At 67.5% G+C, this 16,925-nt stretch carries 15 protein-coding genes; 1 reads left to right on the plus strand and 14 read right to left on the minus strand.

Annotation, left to right across the window (positions count from 1 at the left end; translation table 11 throughout):
* Positions 1–4: 4 nt before the first annotated feature.
* The 14 genes from gloA to LDO29_RS00135 all read right to left on the minus strand — a co-directional run bounded on the left by gloA (position 5) and on the right by LDO29_RS00135 (position 15,102).
* Positions 5–412, minus strand: coding sequence for a lactoylglutathione lyase (gene gloA, locus LDO29_RS00070; protein WP_224077756.1), 408 nt, complete (start codon positions 410–412; stop codon positions 5–7).
* Positions 413–523: 111 nt separating this feature from the next.
* A complete protein-coding gene (locus tag LDO29_RS00075; protein WP_224077757.1) occupies positions 524–1,384 on the minus strand; it encodes a M48 family metallopeptidase in 861 nt (286 codons plus the stop codon).
* Positions 1,381–2,130 carry a lysophospholipid acyltransferase family protein gene (locus LDO29_RS00080; protein WP_224077758.1) on the minus strand — a complete coding sequence of 250 codons (750 nt, stop codon included), beginning with the start codon at positions 2,128–2,130 and terminating at the stop codon, positions 1,381–1,383. Before LDO29_RS00080 ends, LDO29_RS00075 begins: the two co-directional genes overlap by 4 nt.
* 40 nt (positions 2,131–2,170) lie before the next feature.
* Positions 2,171–2,749, minus strand: a complete 579-nt coding sequence (gmhB, locus tag LDO29_RS00085; RefSeq protein ID WP_224077759.1) for a D-glycero-beta-D-manno-heptose 1,7-bisphosphate 7-phosphatase — start codon at positions 2,747–2,749, stop codon at positions 2,171–2,173.
* 40 nt (positions 2,750–2,789) lie between these two features.
* Positions 2,790–4,922, minus strand: a complete 2,133-nt coding sequence (gene glyS / locus LDO29_RS00090; protein ID WP_224077760.1) for a glycine--tRNA ligase subunit beta — start codon at positions 4,920–4,922, stop codon at positions 2,790–2,792.
* A 35-nt stretch (positions 4,923–4,957) separates the two neighbouring features.
* Positions 4,958–5,590: a hypothetical protein gene (locus LDO29_RS00095; protein WP_224077761.1), complete on the minus strand. Its 633-nt coding sequence runs from the start codon at positions 5,588–5,590 to the stop codon at positions 4,958–4,960.
* Positions 5,587–6,525 carry a glycine--tRNA ligase subunit alpha gene (glyQ, locus tag LDO29_RS00100; protein WP_224077762.1) on the minus strand — a complete coding sequence of 313 codons (939 nt, stop codon included), beginning with the start codon at positions 6,523–6,525 and terminating at the stop codon, positions 5,587–5,589. The genes LDO29_RS00095 and glyQ overlap by 4 nt, the downstream gene beginning before the upstream one ends.
* A 585-nt stretch (positions 6,526–7,110) precedes the next feature.
* Positions 7,111–8,685: an apolipoprotein N-acyltransferase gene (gene lnt, locus LDO29_RS00105; protein WP_224077763.1), complete on the minus strand. Its 1,575-nt coding sequence runs from the start codon at positions 8,683–8,685 to the stop codon at positions 7,111–7,113.
* Positions 8,682–9,563, minus strand: coding sequence for an HlyC/CorC family transporter (locus tag LDO29_RS00110; RefSeq protein ID WP_224077764.1), 882 nt, complete (start codon positions 9,561–9,563; stop codon positions 8,682–8,684). The genes lnt and LDO29_RS00110 overlap by 4 nt, the downstream gene beginning before the upstream one ends.
* Positions 9,564–9,692: 129 nt before the next feature.
* On the minus strand, positions 9,693–10,448 hold the full coding sequence (gene ybeY / locus LDO29_RS00115) for an rRNA maturation RNase YbeY (protein WP_224077765.1): 756 nt from the start codon (positions 10,446–10,448) through the stop codon (positions 9,693–9,695).
* Positions 10,449–11,447, minus strand: a complete 999-nt coding sequence (locus LDO29_RS00120; protein ID WP_224077766.1) for a PhoH family protein — start codon at positions 11,445–11,447, stop codon at positions 10,449–10,451. It abuts the gene before it with no gap.
* Positions 11,448–11,470: 23 nt separating this feature from the next.
* Positions 11,471–12,823: a tRNA (N6-isopentenyl adenosine(37)-C2)-methylthiotransferase MiaB gene (gene miaB / locus LDO29_RS00125; protein WP_224077767.1), complete on the minus strand. Its 1,353-nt coding sequence runs from the start codon at positions 12,821–12,823 to the stop codon at positions 11,471–11,473.
* Positions 12,824–12,906: 83 nt separating this feature from the next.
* Entirely contained in the window at positions 12,907–13,293 is a 387-nt protein-coding gene (locus tag LDO29_RS00130; protein ID WP_224077768.1) for a hypothetical protein, read from the minus strand.
* A 117-nt stretch (positions 13,294–13,410) separates the two neighbouring features.
* Positions 13,411–15,102 carry a ClcB-like voltage-gated chloride channel protein gene (locus LDO29_RS00135; RefSeq protein ID WP_224077769.1) on the minus strand — a complete coding sequence of 564 codons (1,692 nt, stop codon included), beginning with the start codon at positions 15,100–15,102 and terminating at the stop codon, positions 13,411–13,413.
* 277 nt (positions 15,103–15,379) lie between these two features.
* Here LDO29_RS00135 and LDO29_RS00140 point away from each other — a divergent pair, with 277 nt between their 5' ends.
* Entirely contained in the window at positions 15,380–16,906 is a 1,527-nt protein-coding gene (locus tag LDO29_RS00140) for a DEAD/DEAH box helicase (protein WP_224077770.1), read from the plus strand.
* Positions 16,907–16,925: the final 19 nt, after the last annotated feature.

Below are 16,925 nucleotides of genomic sequence, written 5' to 3' on the forward strand. Positions count from 1 at the left end.
GCGCTCAGGGACGGCTGGTGTCGCGCGTGGAGTGGCGCTCGATCAGTTCGATCTTGTAACCGTCCGGGTCTTCGACGAAGGCGATCACCGTGGTGCCGCCCTTGACCGGGCCGGCTTCGCGCGTGACCTTGCCGCCGGCCACGCGGATGCGGTCGCAGGCCGCGGCGGCATTGTCGGTTTCCAGCGCGATGTGGCCGTAGGCGGTGCCGAGCTCGTACTTGTCGACGCCGTAGTTGTAAGTCAGTTCCAGCACCGCGGTCTCGCTTTCCGGGCCATAGCCGACGAAGGCCAGGCGGTACTTGTATTCCGGGTTGTCGCTCTCGCGCAGCAGCTGCATGCCGAGCACGCGGGTGTAGAAATCGATGGAGCGCTGCAGGTCGCCGACGCGCAGCATGGTGTGGAGGAGTCGCATTTGAGATGCCCTATAGGTCGGGTCGTTCTTGGAGGGAGTGCGTCATTTTAGTGCGTTTGCGCGAAACGCACCGGCGAGCCCGGCGGGGTGGCCGGTGCGCGCGGTGACGACTCAGAACGTCGGCAGCAGCTCGGGCGGATGCGCGCGCAATTGTGCACGTGCGTCGCGGAACTCCGGGAAGATCGACTCCACGGTCTCCCAGAAGCGCGGGCCGTGGTTCATCTCCTTGAGATGCGCGAGCTCGTGCGCCGCCACATAGTCGATCATCGACATCGGGAAGTGCATGAGCCGCCAGTTCAGGCGGATCTTGCCGTCCGCGGTGCAGCTGCCCCAGCGTGTGGCGGCCGAGGTCAGCGCGAAGCCGGTGTGGCGCACGCCGAGGCGCTCGGCGTAGATATCGAGCCGTTGGGGCAGCAGCCGGCGTGCCTGCTGCTGCAGCCAGCTCTGCACGCGGTCCTTGATTTGCTGCTCGTCGGCATGCGCGGGCAGCGAGAGGTGCAGCATCAGGGTTTCGCCATTGAACAGCACCGCGCCGATCGGGGATTCGAGCGACAGCGTAATGGTCTGCCCAAGGAAGGGCAGGTTCGCGCCATCGCGCCATTGCACGGTCGGCAGCACGCGCCGCGATTCGCGCTGGCGCCACTCGGCGAGCTTGGTGAAGATCCAGCGCTGCTTCTCGAAAATGGCGGACTCGACGTCGGCGATCGTGACCCAGCGCGGCGCGGTGATCGACAGGCCGCGGTCATCGACCGTGAAGCCAATCGTACGGCGCGACGAGCGCTTGAGCGCGTAGTGCAGCGTGTGTTCGCCGACCAGGAGCCTGCGCGCATCGGGCTGCGGCACCGGCCATGCGGCGGCAGTCGGCTCCGGAGCCAGCGGCGCGAGCCCGGCGACGATCCCCTGGCCGCTGTCGGCCAGTGGCAGTTCCAGCTGTGCGCCGGGGGCGTCCGGGGCAGGGCGCAGCAAGCTCATGCGGCCGCGTTCCGGTAGCTTTGCGGGTCAATGCGGCGCATGTCGCGTTCGATCCAGTCGCGCACTTCCACATTGAGCTGATCCGCGGTCTTGTTGGCCGACGGGATCGCCGGGCCGATCGAAATCGTCACCGTGCCCGGGTACTTCAGGAAGGAATTGCGCGGCCACACGCGGCCCGAATTGACCGCCATCGGGATCACCCAGGCGCCGGTTTCCACCGCAAGCCGGGCGCCGCCGCTCTTGTAGCGCGGCTTCTCCAGGCCGGACGGTGTGCGCGTGCCCTCGGGGAACATGATGATCCATGCCCCTTCGGCCAGCCGCTCGCGGCCCTGCCGCGCGGCGGACGAAAACGCCTTGGTGCCTTCCTTGCGGTTGATGTGCACCATTTTCAGCATGCCGAGCGCCCAGCCGAAGAACGGCACCAGCAGCAGCTCGCGCTTGAAGACATAGCACAGCGGCTTGGGCATCAGCGCCACGTAGGCCACGGTTTCCCACGCGGACTGGTGCTTGGAGAGCAGCACCACGGGCTTGTCGAGCATGGCTTCGAGGTGCTCGCGGCCTTCGATCCGGTAGCGGATGCCACAGAGCACGCGCGCGGCGCCGATTACCAGGCGGGTCCAGCCGCGCACGAAATCGAAGCGCCGCGCGGCGTTCAGGAACGGAAACACGATAAAGCAGGCGCACGCGTAGGGCGGCGTCAGCACCAGCAGGTACAACGCGAACAGAAAGGAACGCAGGAAGATCATCGGGGGGCGCTTGATGGGAGCTGCGGGGGGTCGGCGGGGATCAGGCAGGGGTCGCGCGTGGCGCGCCGTCGCCACCGGTCAGCCAGCGGGCAAACGCACGCAGGTCGTCATGGACGCGCGTGCCCGGAGGCAGGCCACCCTTGTCGAGGGTCTTCTGGCCCTTGCCGGTCAGCACCAGATGCGGCGTGCAGCCGACCGCCACGCCGGCCTCGAGGTCGCGCAGCGAGTCGCCGACGACCGGCACGCCCTTGAGCTCGATGCCGAAGCGTTCGCTGATCTGGTCGAGCAGGCCGGGCTTGGGCTTGCGGCAGTCGCAGGCGTCTGCGGCGGTATGCGGGCAGAAGAACACGGCGTCCACGCGCCCGCCGAGGTTGGCCAGGGCCTTGTACATCTTCTCGTGCATGGCGTTGAGCGCGCTCATCTCGAACAGGCCGCGGCCAATGCCCGACTGGTTGCTGGCGATCACCACGCGGTAGCCCGCCTGGTTCATCGCGGCGATGGCTTCGAGGCTGCCTTCGATCGGCACCCATTCGTCGGCCGATTTCACGAACTGGTCGCTGTCGAGGTTGATGACCCCGTCGCGGTCGAGGACGATGAATTTGGGCGGTATCTGCGGCATGTCTGGTTTCCGGTGTTGCGTGTGGCGCGGTTCTGGCCGGTCAGGCCGCCAGCTTCGAGATGTCGGCCACGCGGTTCGCCAGCGCGTGCAGCGAGGCCAGCAGTGCCAGGCGGTTGGCGCGCAGTTGCGCGTCCTCGGCCATCACCATCACGTTGTCGAAGAAGCCGTCCACGGCTTCGCGCAGCTGGGCCAGGTCGCGCAGGGCGCTGGTGAAGTCGCCGCGCGCGAAGGCGGCTTCCACGTCTGGGCGCACGCGTTCGATGGCGCCGTGCAGCGCGCGTTCGGCGTCTTCCTGGAACAGGGCCGGGTTGACCTCGGCGATGTCCTGCGCGGCTTCGGCGTTCTTCTTCAGGATGTTGGTGATGCGCTTGTTGGCGGCGGCCAGCGCCTCGGCCTCGGGCAGCGCGGCAAACGTGCGCACGGCTTCCAGGCGGCCGAGCACGTCGTGCAGTTGCTGCGGGCGCAGGCTGACCACGGCTTCGACTTCGTTCGTGGTGTAGCCCTTGTCCTTCAGATAGCCGCGCACGCGGTCATAGAGGAAGTCGGCAATGGCTTCGGGTGCGGGCTTGACAGCCGGCACGCCGGCAAAGGCCTGCTGGGTCAGCGTGAGCAGCGCGCCGATCGACAGAGACAGAGGCTTCTCGATCAGCATGCGCAGGATGCCCAGCGCGTGGCGGCGCAGCGCGAACGGATCCTTTTCGCCGGTGGGCTGCAGGCCGATGCCCCAGATGCCGACCAGCGTTTCCAGCTTGTCTGCCAGCGCTACGGCGGTGCTGACCGCGCCTTCGGGCAGCGCGTCGCCGGCAAAGCGCGGGCGGTAGTGCTCGGAGCAGGCCAGCGCCACGTCCTCGGCTTCGTCGTCATGGCGCGCGTAGTATGTGCCCATGGTGCCCTGCAGCTCGGGGAATTCGCCAACCATGTCGGTCAGCAGGTCGGCCTTGGCCAGTTCGGCGCCACGCATGGCGGCGGCCTTGTCCACGGCGACGCCGGACGCATTGAGCGCATCGGCGATATGGCCGGCGATCTGCTGCAGGCGCTGCACGCGGTCAAGCTGGGTGCCGATCTTGTTGTGGTAGACCACGCTCGCGAGCTGTGGCACGCGCGAGGCCAGCGTCTTCTTGCGGTCCTGGTCGAAGAAGAACTTGGCATCGGCCAGGCGCGGACGCACCACGCGCTCGTTGCCCGTGATGATCGACTGCGGCGTTTCCGTGGCGAGGTTGGAAACGATCAGGAAGCGGTTGCGCAGGTGGCCTTCGGCGTCGGTCAGCGCGAAGTACTTCTGGTTGGTCTGCATCGTCAGGATCAGGCATTCCTGCGGCACGGCCAGGAAGGCCTCCTCGAAATGGCAGGCGTAGACCACCGGCCATTCCACCAGCGAGTTCACTTCGTCGAGCAGCGCGTCCGGCATGACGACCTGGTCGGCGCCGGCGGCCTTCAGCAGCTGCTCGCGGATCGACTCGCGGCGCTGCGCATAGCTGGCGATCACCTTGCCTTGCTGGAGCAGCGTGTCGGCGTACTGCGTCGCATGCGCGATCTCGATCGCGCCGTGCGACAGGAAGCGGTGCCCCTGTGTCAGGTTGCTTGCCTGCAGGCCCAGCAGGGAAACCGGCACGATCTCGCTGCCGAACAGCGCCACCAGGCGGTGCGCCGGGCGCACGAAGTGCACCGTGTCGCCGCCCGGGCGCTGGTAGCTCATCACCTTTGGGATCGGCAGCTTGCCGATGGTGTCGTCCAGCGCGGCTTGCAGGCCAGCTGCGAGTTCAGCGCCCTTGGCGGTGTAGCGATAGAAGAAGGCGTCGGCCTTGCCGTCGGAGGCGCGTTCCAGCGTCTGCCAGTCGATCTCGGCCACGCCGACGGACTTGGCCAGCGCGGCGAGCTTCTTGGCCAGCGGCGCGGTCGGCTCGCCGTTGGCGCCCAGCGCCACCGACAGCGGCAGGACCTTCTCGCGCTGCTCGCGGTCGGGCGCGCTGCGCCGCACGCCGGAAACCAGCGCGGCCAGGCGGCGCGGCGAGGCATAGGGCGTGACGGCGGCATCGGCTTCAAGCAGGTCGCGCTCGCGCAGGCCGGCGAACAGGCCCTGCGCGAAGGCGTCGCCCAGGCGCGCCAGGGCCTTGGGGGGCAGCTCTTCGGTGAACAGTTCGATCAGCAGCGAGTCGGTCATGGGTTGCGACATGAATCGTTTCCAACAGGTTGTGGCGCGCACTGCAATCAGCAGTGCGGCGCAAGATTAGGTTCTACACCGGAGAGCAGCCAGAGGCCGTTCTGTTGCCGGAATTGCAGCGTGGTGGAAGCGCATTGCGCCACGGCGACGGCACTGGCCGAGCCGTTGCCCACAGCGCGGCTGCCCGCGGCCGGGAAGCGCGCTTCGATGCGGCGCAGGCGCTTGTCGTAGCGGATCTCGTCGATGCGCCCGCCCACCCAGAAATCGATCTTCGCCGGCAGCTGCGCAGCCGAGTAATAGGTACGCACGACGCGGCGCGGCCGGCCGTTGCGGGTTTCCATCTCGACCCAGGTCAGCGGATAGCGGATCGCGCTTTCGTACGCGCGCAGCGGCACGCGGTGCCAGCCGAGATCGCGCGAACCGGACAGGTCGCACGCAAACGACCGCACCAGCTGCGTCCACTGGTCGAGCGCGTTCAGCGACGGCCGCCAGTGCCGCGCCATGGCGAGCTGGAGCGCCTGCGGATCGGCTTCGCACACATTGGACAGCTCGGCCGGCAGCAGCAGCGCCTGCGGGCTCGGTGCAGCCTGGGTGGTGCGCGCAGCCGCGGCACCGCCGGAGGCTGCCAGCACGGCCATTGCCATGGCGCAGCATAGCGCGCTGCGCGCGAGCATCGTCATGCCTTGGCCCCGCCGCACATCGGGAAGCCCAGCGCTTCGCGCGAATCGTAATAGGCCTGCGCCACCTGGCGCGAGAGGTTGCGGATGCGGCCGATATAGGCGGCGCGCTCGGTCACGGAGATCGCGCCGCGTGCGTCCAGCAGGTTGAACGTGTGGGCGGCCTTGAGTACCTGCTCGTAGGCGGGCAGGGCCAGGCGCGGGCCGGTGGTGGTTTGTCCTTCCGTGCCGGCATCGCCCATCAGGCGCTTCGCTTCGCCTTCATGCTCGGCGAAATGGCGGAACAGGATCTCGGTGTTGCTCTGCTCGAAGTTGTACGTGGACTGCTCGACTTCGTTCTGATGGTAGACATCGCCATAGGTCAGGCGGCGCGTTTCGCCGTTCTCTTCCCACTCGGTCCACACCAGGTCGTAGACGTTCTCTACCTTCTGCAGGTACATGGCCAGGCGTTCGATGCCGTAGGTGATCTCGCCCGTGATGGGCTTGCAGTCAATGCCGCCGACCTGCTGGAAGTAGGTGAACTGCGTCACTTCCATGCCGTTGAGCCACACTTCCCAGCCCAGGCCCCATGCACCCAGGGTGGGGTTCTCCCAGTCGTCCTCGACGAAGCGGATGTCGTTCTGCTTCAGGTCCAGTCCCAGCGCTTCGAGCGAGCCGAGGTACAGCTCGAGGATGTTTTCGGGCGCAGGCTTGAGCACGACCTGGTACTGGTAGTAGTGCTGCAGGCGGTTGGGGTTCTCGCCATAGCGGCCGTCCTTGGGCCGGCGTGACGGCTGTACGTAGGCGGCGCGCCATGGCTCCGGCCCGATCGCGCGCAGGAATGTGTGCACGTGCGAAGTCCCGGCGCCGACCTCCAGATCGATGGGTTGCAGGAGTGCGCAGCCCTGCCGGTCCCAGTAGGCCTGCAGGGTCAGAATCATTTGTTGGAAGGTCAGCATAGGGAGACTAGATCGGGGGTCCCGCCCCAATGCCACGCCATCACTGGCGCGGGCCGCGGATAAAGTGCGGCGGGCGACGCATAGGGTTGGTGCCAAACCCTGAATTCTATCGGTTTTTTTCGCGCTGGCCTGCGTTTGCGGGCCGCGGCAGCATGTCGGTCTTTCGCAACGCATGGGGAAAACACCAACGGGGGTTTCAGGCTTGCCGTACCCTTGCCGACAACGTTTTTGTATACAGTATGAGTAAGCAACCGGCCGTCAGAGTTGCGAAGGGCAGTGGGCACCGGTGCCGCGTATGCGGCGCACGCAGTATGTCCGATTGGGGTTCCGCTGTCAGTTACCAAATGGGGACATGGGTCATGGCAATTCTTTCTCGCAAACCTTACCTGCTCGCCATCGCGGTCATGATCGCCGCGGCAGCCGTCTCGGCTGTGACGAGCCTGCTTGGCTGACTCGCCAGGCGGCTGCAAAACAGAAAACGGCATTGCCGGGCAACACCGTGGCAATGCCGGGCCTGGTCGCGCACCGCACTACCCGTGACGGACGCGCCCCGGCAAACTTGCTGCCCGTGATCGGGCCGCTTTCTCAGCCTGTGCGCCGCGCGCGCCAGGCGGCCAGCGCCAGCACCGCGGCGAACCAGGCCAGCACCGGCACATTTCCCCAGCGAATATAGGGCGTCAGCCCCTGCATGCCCTGCACCGAGGCCGTCAGCGTATCGACGGTGAAGGTCGGCAGGCGCGCCTGCACCTTGCCGTCCGGCGCCACGACGGCCGTCATGCCGGTATTGGTGGCACGCAGCATCGGGCGGCGCATTTCCAGCGCACGCATGCGTGAGATCTGCAGATGCTGGTCCAGCGCGATCGTGTCGCCGAACCATGCCAGGTTGGTCAGGTTCGCCATGATGTTTGCGGGCGCGGCCTGGTGCCGCAGCGTCTGGGCGATTTCCTCGCCGAACAGATCCTCGTAGCAGATATTGGGTGCGACGCGGATGCCGCGCACCGGCATCGGCGGCTGTTCCAGCCCGCCGCGCCGGAAATCGCCAAGCGGCATCTTCATCATGTCGACGAACCAGTGGAAGCCAAGCGGGATGAATTCGCCAAACGGCACCAGGTGGTGCTTGTTGTAGCGGTAGAGCCCGCGTGTCTGCGGGCCGATGCCGAACACGCTGTTGGTGAAGTCGACCGGCGAATCGGCGCCGGCGGCGCCGAACAGCACGGTGGTGCCGGTCTTCTCCATGAAGTCGCGCATGGCCAGCGCGGCTTCGACTGGCAGGTCCTGCAGGATGACCGGGAACGCCGTTTCCGGCGTCACGACCAGGTCGGCCGGCGTCGCCGTGATCATGTCCCGGTAGAGCTCGATCGAACGCTGCACGCCCGCCTGCTCGAACTTGATGTCCTGCGGGACATTGCCCTGCAGCAGCCTGACGGCGATCGGGCTGCCCGCCGGCGTGGTCCACGCCAGCGGTGCCAGCACCGCTCCGGTGACTGGCAGGGCCGCCACGAGCACGGCGGCGATCCATCCGCGGCTCCGGGCGCGCTGCCCGAATGCACGCACGGCCAGCACGAGCAGCGCGGCCCCGGTGGCGGCCAGTGCGCCGATGCCATACACGCCGAACAGCGGCGCGAAGCCGGCCAGCGGACCGTCGGTATGCGCATAGCCGCCCGACAGCCACGGGAATCCGGTAAAGACCACGCCGCGCAACCACTCCGACAGCCCCCACGCGGCGCCGAACGCCAGTGGGGTCCAGATCGACAGGCGCGGCAGGCGCGCGGCCAGGCGATGCCATGCCGCGCCGGCCAGCGCAGGGTAGAGCGAGAGGTAGGCGCTGAACAGCACCACGGCAAGCGCGGCCATCCAGGCCGGCATCTCGCCGTAGACATGCATGCTGATGTAGAGCCACCAGATGCCGGACAGGAACCAGCCCACGCCGAAGGCATAGCCGGTGGCGGCGGCTACGCGGGCGCGCGGCGCGTCGGCGAGCAGCGCGGCCAGGCCGGCCAGGGACAGGATCTGCAGCCACCACCAGTCATGCGGGGCAAAGGCCTGGGTGTGCGCAATGCCGAGCATGCCGGCTACCAGCAGGCGTGTGACGGTTGCGGCGGAGACGCGCTCGCGCGCGGTGCCGGGCGCGCCGGCCAGCACAGGGGCCTGGCGCTTCATGCGTCGGCCAGGCGGTTCGCGGGCGACTCGCGGTGCACGAGCAGCAGGTGGACCTGGCGCGCATCGGCGCGCAGCACTTCGAAGCGGACCGGCGGCAGCGTGATGATCTCGCCGCGGTGCGGCACATGGCCGAGATGGTTCGACAGCAATCCGCCCACGGTATCGACGTCATGGTCGGAGAATGCCGTGCCGAACACCTCGTTGAACTGCCCGATCTCGGTCAGGCCGCGCACACGCCAGCCACCGTCGGGCAGCGGCAGGATGTGGTCCTGGTCTTCATCAAGGTCGAATTCGTCCTCGATGTCGCCGACGATCTGCTCCAGCACGTCTTCGATGGTGACCAGTCCGGCCACGCCGCCGTACTCGTCGACGACCATGGCGATGTGGTTGCGGTTGTTGCGGAACTCGCGCAGCAGGATGTTCAGGCGCTTGGACTCGGGAATGAACACCGCCGGGCGCAGCGTCTCGCGCAGGTCGAACTGCTCGTCGGTGTAGTAGCGCAGCAGGTCCTTGGCCAGCAGGATGCCGATGATGTTGTCGCGGCTGCCTTCATACACCGGAAAGCGCGAGTGCGCCGTCTGCTGCATGAAGGGGATGAAAGTCTGCGGTACGTCCGCGATATTGACCATATCCATCTGCGCGCTCGGCACCATGATGTCGCGCGCGGTCAGTTCGGAGACCTGGAACACGCCCTCGATCATGGAGAGCGAATCGGCGTCGATCAGGTTGCGCTCGTGCGCCTCCTGGAGCACGGCAAGCAACTCCGCGCGGGATTCGGGCTCGGGGGAAATCAGGTCCGTCAGGCGTTCGAGAAGCGATCGGGGACGATCGGACTGCCTGAAATGGGCAGGCTTCGAACTGGGATAGGGGTCGTTCATTTCGCGGCAAGCGCGTGGTGGAGATCGTCTGAAGGATACACTAAAAGCCCGTCGACTCTCGTGACACAGCCGGCCAGTGCGGCCGGCTGTGTGCGGGCGGACTCACTTCAGGCGCGAAGCGGCAGGCGTTCAGTGCGCGACCGGCCTGCGGTCGTCGCGGTACGGATCGTCATAGCCCAGGGTCTGGAGCGTCTCGGTCTCGATCGCTTCCATTTCCTCGGCCTCGGCATCGTCCTCGTGCTCGTAGCCTTGCGCGTGCAGCACGCCATGCACAATCAGGTGCGCATAGTGCGCTTCCAGCGGCTTGCGCTGCTCGCGGGCTTCGGCTTCGACCACCGGGCAGCACAGCACGATATCGCCGGTCACCGGATCGTCCTCGCTTTCCGCGTAGGCAAAGGTCAGCACATTGGTGGCGTAGTCCTTGCCACGGTAGGTGCGATTGAGCGTGCGGCCTTCGTCTTCGCCGACGAAGCGAACGGTCAGGGCCGCGTCGGCATACAGCGCCGACTTGACCCAGGCATCGATCTGCTTGCGCGAAGGCAGGCCGGCGCGCTTGCCGACGCCGTCGCCTTGCTGCACTTCCAGTTCCAGCGCGGGCGGCGTGGCCGGGGTGCCCGTCGTGGTGACGACCGGCGTGGCGGTGACGGCCACCGACAGCGCATCACTATTGTCCGGGCGCACCAGCAGGCCGGCCTGCTGGCGGGTGTCGGTATGTTCGGCCAGGAGGGCCACGACCCCGTCGGCGGCCTGCGACAGGTCGACGGTCAGGCTGCGGCCATCGGGGAGTTGCACGCGTACGGCATGGGCTGCGCTCTTGCGGGCACGGCCTTCGCCGTCGAACAGGGTCAGGCTGATGCCGGAAGACTGGGCTTTCTTGGATTTCACTTACGCGTCCTTGTGCTGGGCGTGGTATTCGTCATAGGCGTCGACGATGCGGGCCACCAGCGGGTGCCGTACGACGTCGATGCTGGAAAAGCGCGTGAATGCAACGCCGCGCACATCGCGCAGCACGTGCTGGGCCTCGACCAGGCCGCTCTTCTGTCCGCGCGGCAGGTCGATCTGCGTGGTGTCGCCGGTGATCACCGCCTTGGAGCCGAAGCCGATGCGCGTGAGGAACATCTTCATCTGCTCGGGCGTGGTGTTCTGCGCCTCGTCCAGGATGATGAAGGCGTGGTTGAGCGTGCGTCCGCGCATGTACGCGAGTGGCGCGATCTCGATCATCTGGCGTTCGAACATCTTCTGCGTGCGGTCGAAGCCGAGCAGGTCGTACAGCGCGTCATACAGCGGGCGCAGGTACGGGTCCACCTTCTGCGCCAGGTCGCCCGGCAGGAAGCCCAGGCGCTCGCCGGCTTCCACGGCCGGGCGCGTCAGCACGATGCGCTTGACCGCGTCGCGCTCGAGCGCGTCCACCGCGCAGGCCACGGCCAGGTAGGTCTTGCCGGTACCCGCCGGGCCGACGCCGAGCGTCAGGTCGTGCGACAGGATATGGCGCAGGTACTCGCGCTGCATGGCGGTGCGGCCCTGCAGGCCGGAGCGCCGGGTGTGCAGCACCGGGGACTCGTCCTCGAACTCGGGCGGGCCTTCCGCGTCGTCGGCCAGCGGCAGGTAGCTGCCGTGCGCGGAAATCTGGCGCGTTTCGACCAGGCCGAGCTGCACGTCGTCGACCGACAGCGCGGTGCGCGCCTGGTTGTAGAAACGCTCCAGCGCGGTAGCAGCATCTTGTGCGTTGTTGCCGCGCACCGTCATGCGGTGGCCGCGGCGCTGGATAGTCACGTCGAGCGCCTGCTCGATCTGGCGCAGGTTCTCGTCGAGCGGGCCGCACAGGTTCTGCAGCCGCGTATTGTCATCGCGGGGGGCAACGAATTCGGCGGTAGCGGTCTTCATCCTGGCGCGTCTGGTGCCTTCGCTCATTGCCGCACCACGATTTCACCGCGCAGCGAGTGAGGGAAAGCCTGCGTGATCGACACATCGACCATCTGGCCGACCATGCGGTCGCGCTGCGCCTGGGGCACGCCCGGCAGCGCGAAGTTGACCACGCGGTTGTTCTCGGTGCGGCCGTGCAGTTCGGTCGGGTCCTTGCGCGCCGGGCCTTCGACCAGGATGCGCTGCACCGTGCCGACCATGTTGCGGCTGATGCGCTGCACGTTCTCCTCGATGGTGGCCTGCAGATGCTGCAGGCGGCGCAGCTTCACCTCGTGCGGCGTGTCGTCGTGCAGGTTGGCCGCAGGCGTGCCGGGGCGCGGGCTGAAGATGAACGAGAACGAGGTGTCGTAGCCGATCTCCTCGATCATCGCCATCAGCTTGTCGAAGTCGGCATCGGTTTCGCCGGGGAAGCCGACGATGAAGTCCGACGACATCGACATTTCCGGGCGCAGCGCGCGCAGCCTGCGGATGATGCTCTTGTACTCGAGCACGCTGTAGCCGCGCTTCATCGCCATCAGGACGCGGTCGGACGCGTGCTGCACCGGCAGGTGCAGGTGGTTGACGAGCTTGTCGCAGCGGCCGTACAGCTCGACCAGGCGGCTCGTGAATTCCTTCGGGTGGCTGGTGGTGTAGCGGATGCGTTCGATGCCGGGGATCTCGGCCACGTACTCGATCAGCAGCGCAAAGTCGGCGATCTCGCTGGTGTCGCCCATCTTGCCGCGGTAGGCGTTGACGTTCTGGCCCAGCAGCGTGACTTCACGCACGCCCTGCTCGGCCAGGCCGGCCACTTCGGCCAGCACGTCCTCGAACGGGCGCGAGACTTCCTCGCCGCGCGTGTAGGGCACCACGCAGTAGCTGCAGTACTTCGAACAGCCTTCCATGATGGAGACGAACGCGCTCGGGCCGTCCACGCGTGCCGGCGGCAGGTGGTCGAACTTCTCGATCTCGGGGAAGGAGATATCGACCTGCGACTGGCCGGTGCGCTGGCGGCGCGCGATCAGGTCGGGCAGGCGGTGCAGCGTCTGCGGGCCGAACACCACGTCGACATACGGCGCGCGCGAAACGATGCTGGCGCCTTCCTGGCTAGCCACGCAGCCGCCCACGCCGATCACGAGGTCGGGTTTCACGGCCTTGAGCGCCTTCATGCGGCCGAGTTCGGAGAACACCTTCTCCTGCGCCTTTTCGCGCACCGAGCAGGTGTTGAACAGGATCACGTCGGCGTCTTCGACGTTGTCTGTGGGTTCCAGCCCCTGGCTGGCGTTCAGGACGTCGACCATCTTGTCCGAGTCATACTCGTTCATCTGACAGCCGTACGTCTTCACAAATACTTTCTTCATGGTGCCGGTCTCAGTGGTTCACCTGGGGGCATCAGGGTGTTGCAACAACACGGAGGGCGCATGCGCCTCCGTACTTCGGTGGGTCAGGATTTTGCCTTCAGCGCCTTCTGTTCCTGCTCGCTGAGCACCCATGCGGTCAGGAGCTGGCCGTACAGGTCGAGCTTGTAGCGCACCGGCAGCTTCTGGCCCGCAATGGCAGCCATGTTCTGCAACTGGTTGTCCGTGCCGAATACGCGCAGGCCCGGCGCCGCGCCGACGGTCTTGCCGTCGAGCGTGACCGTCTGCGGCGCTCCGGCGGACGGCGCGGCGACAACCAGCTTCGCCTGCGGCGCGTCGACCGGGATCACGCGGATCGGCTGGGCCCTGGCGCCAGTGGCGCCGAGCCATAGCGCCGTACCGAGCGACAGGGCCAGCAGCGGCTTGAGGAAACGCGGTGAAGCACTCCGACGCAGGGAACGGCCAGCGGGCATATTGGCTCCGGAAAGGGCGCAGCTCAGGTTGAGAAGGGGGCTGAAGGGTAACCCATCATTTTACCCGTTCGATTGGCACTGTGCCCGGCAATGCGCGCGTGGCGGATGCTGCGTCACCTAGAACAGACAGGATGCTTCCTGCAGCACACGCTGCTTGGAAACGGTGCCCATCAGCTCGCGGCTGTCGGCATCGCGCACGAGCGGAATGCGGTTGATGCCGTGGGTGGCAAAGACTTCCAGCGCATCGCGCAGCCGCGACTCCGGCGTCAGCGCCGGGAAGTCGCGTTCGGCCAGCGCCAGCACGCCAGCGGCAGTGTTTTCGCGCTGTGCGCGTTGCAGGGCATGGATCGACAACGCGCCCAGCAGGCGGCCGTCTGGCTCGACGAGGTACAGGTACCGCGTGCCCGCCTCGGCGAACTTGTCGGCGGCAGCGGCGAGCGACGCGTCCGGCGCCAGCGTGGTATCCGTCGGATCGCACAGCCCGGCCAGCGTCATGGCGCGCGCGTGCTCTTCTGCCGCAGACGCCTGCACGCGCTCGGCAATCACGTTGTAGAGCGACAGCGTCTGGCAGCGCGAAGCCGTGTAGTACGCGGCCACCGCACCGATCATGGAGGGCAGCAGCAGCGCCGGCGCCAGGGTCATCTCGAACACCATCAGCACCGACATCAGCGGCGCCTGGCTGGTTGCCGCGAGGAAGGCGCTCATCCCGACCAGCGGCAGCACCGGAGAGGCCGGTGCACCGGGCACCGTGGCCTGCATCGCCAGCGCCAGCAGTTGGCCCAGCGCGGCGCCGACGAACAGCGAAGGCGTGAACACGCCGCCCACCGCGCCGGAGCCCATGCTGATGACCGTGGCTGCCAGCTTGGCCAGCAGCACCAGGCCCACCGAGACCGTCAGCGGCTGTTCCTGAAGGATGGTCTGGATCGTGGAGTAGCCGTTGCCGACCACTTCGGGTACGCCCATGGCCAGCACGCCCACCAGTGCGCCGCCCAGCGCCAGGCGTGCCATGGGTCCGCCCGGCACCTGCGCAAAACGCCCGCGCGCCTTGCTCGCGGCGCGCAGGAACAGCGCGCCGACGATGCCTGCCGCCACGCCGAGCCCGGCTGCGGCCAGCATCAGTTGCGGACGCAGGTCGGGCGCAATGTGCAGGCCAGGGTACAAAGGTTGCAGGCCGCCGTGCCATTGGCTGACCATTGCACCTGCCACCGAAGCCAGGAACAGCGGCATCAAACGTTGCACCGCCAGCGCGCCGAACACCACTTCCGCCACGAACACGGCGGCGGAGAGCGGCGTGTGGTAGACCGTGGCCAGGCCGGCGGCCGCACCGCATGCCGTCAGCATGCGTCCCATGTTCGAGGCGCCGTCAGGCCGGCCGATGCGTGTGGAAGGAAACAGCGAGCCGCACAGCGCAGCGAGCTGGATCATGGCGCCTTCCTTGCCGACCGAGCTGCCGCTGACGATGGAGCAGAACGACGACAGCGAGCGCAGCAGCGTGACCCGCACCGGCAGGCGGCCGCTGCCGTTGGCCACGGCTTCCATGTAGTCGGTCGCGCCGCCGCTGCCGGCGAACCGGTTGGCGGCCGTGAGCAGCAGGCCGGCGAGCGTGCCGCCGGCTGCCGGTATCACGATGCGCCACGCCAGCGCCAGCCCGGCAAAGACCGCGACAATATCCGCGTTGCTCGAGAAGATGACGACGCCTGCCTGCTCCAGCGCTTCCTTGAACAGGGTCGTCGCAATGGCTGCAAGAATGCCGACCGGGATTGCCGCGAACAGCGTGACTTCCTGGTCTTCGAGGAAACGGAACCGCATGGGTGCTTGCGTCGGCGGCGCTGTGGCGCGGCCTTCCTGAACAGATGGTGGCCGCATGATAGCGCAGCACCACACGCACAGATCGTGTGCGCCGGCCAGCACGCCATGCCCATGTGCTCAATAGGTTTGTCCTTGGCTGTTACACTACGGGCCTTTGTTTCGTGAGCGGTCGCCTTGCGCCGCTTCGCCGGTCCCCCGACCGGTCTTGTGTCAGATCACCCAGGCTGCCCGTTGGCTGGCGCGCCCAGCGCGCAACGGACGGCCGAAGCATCCATTCATGTCTTTCTCCGAACTCGGCTTGTCCGACAAGCTTGTGCGGGCCGTGGCCGAACAAGGCTACACCACCCCGACCCCCATCCAGGCCCAGGCAATTCCCGCCATCCTCAAAGGTGGCGACCTGCTTGCTGGCGCCCAGACCGGTACCGGCAAGACGGCCGGTTTCACCCTGCCGATGCTGCAACTGCTGTCCGAATCGGGCGCGCAGCGCCAGGGCCGGCCGGTGGTGCGCGCGCTGGTGCTGACCCCGACGCGTGAACTTGCCGCACAAGTGGAAGAGAGCGTGCGCAACTACGGCAAATACCTGCGGCTGCGCTCCATGGTCATGTTCGGCGGGGTTGGCATCAACCCGCAGATCGAGCAGTTGCGGCGCGGCGTGGAAATCGTCGTGGCAACGCCTGGCCGCCTGCTGGACCACGTTGCCCAGCGCACGATCGACCTCGCGCATGTGGAATTGCTGGTGCTCGACGAGGCCGACCGCATGCTCGACATGGGCTTCATCCACGACATCCGCAAGGTCCTCAACGTCCTGCCGCCGAAGCGCCAGAACCTGCTGTTCTCGGCAACGTTCTCGGACGAGATACGCGCGCTGGCGGACCGCCTGCTGAACAACCCGGCTTCGATCGAGGTCGCGCGCCGCAACACCACGGCCGAGACCGTGGCGCAGCGCGTCTACCCGGTGGACCGCGAACGCAAGCGTGAACTGCTGGCGCACCTGGTGCGCCAGCATGACTGGCATCAGGTGCTGGTATTCACACGTACCAAGCACGGCGCCAACCGGCTCGCCGAGCAACTGAGCAAGGATGGCCTGTCGGCGCTGGCGATCCATGGCAACAAGAGCCAGTCGGCACGCACGCGCGCGCTGTCCGAGTTCAAGGCCGGCACGCTGCGCCTGCTGGTGGCGACCGATATCGCCGCACGCGGCATCGACATCGACCAGCTGCCGCACGTGGTCAACTTCGACCTGCCCAACGTGCCCGAGGACTACGTGCACCGTATCGGCCGTACCGGCCGCGCCGGGGCCGAGGGCGAGGCGATCTCGCTGGTCTGCGTGGACGAGCACGGCCTGTTGCGCGATATCGAACGCCTGATCAAGCGCAAGCTCGAACAGACGGTGCTCCCGGGGTTTGAGGTGGACCCGAGCATTGCGCCGGAGCCGATCCAGAAGGGCCGCCAGCAGCGTGGCGGCCAGGGCGGCGGCCAGGGCGGCGGACAAGGCGGCGGACGTGGTCGTGCCCAGGCGAAGCCCGCTGCGCCGGCGGCAGCCAAGCCGGCGCAAGGCCAGCCGCGTCAGCCGCGTCCTGCCCAGAATGCACCGCGTGGCGGCGCCAACCATGCCGGCGGCGAATCCGGCCGTGGCCAGGGTGGTGCGAACCGCAATGCCAGCCAGGCCCAGCCGCGCGGCCAGCAACGCAGCGGCGGCCAGCCGCGGCCGACGCAGGAAGGCGCCGGCGCCCCGGCACGCAACCGCCGCCCGGCGCCGCAGGCCGCGCTGCTTGGTGGCGCGCGGGCCAAACCCGCGCGCTGATCCGCTCAACCCCGCAGCC

The organism is Cupriavidus laharis, assembly GCF_914271435.1.
Lineage (GTDB): Bacteria > Pseudomonadota > Gammaproteobacteria > Burkholderiales > Burkholderiaceae > Cupriavidus > Cupriavidus laharis.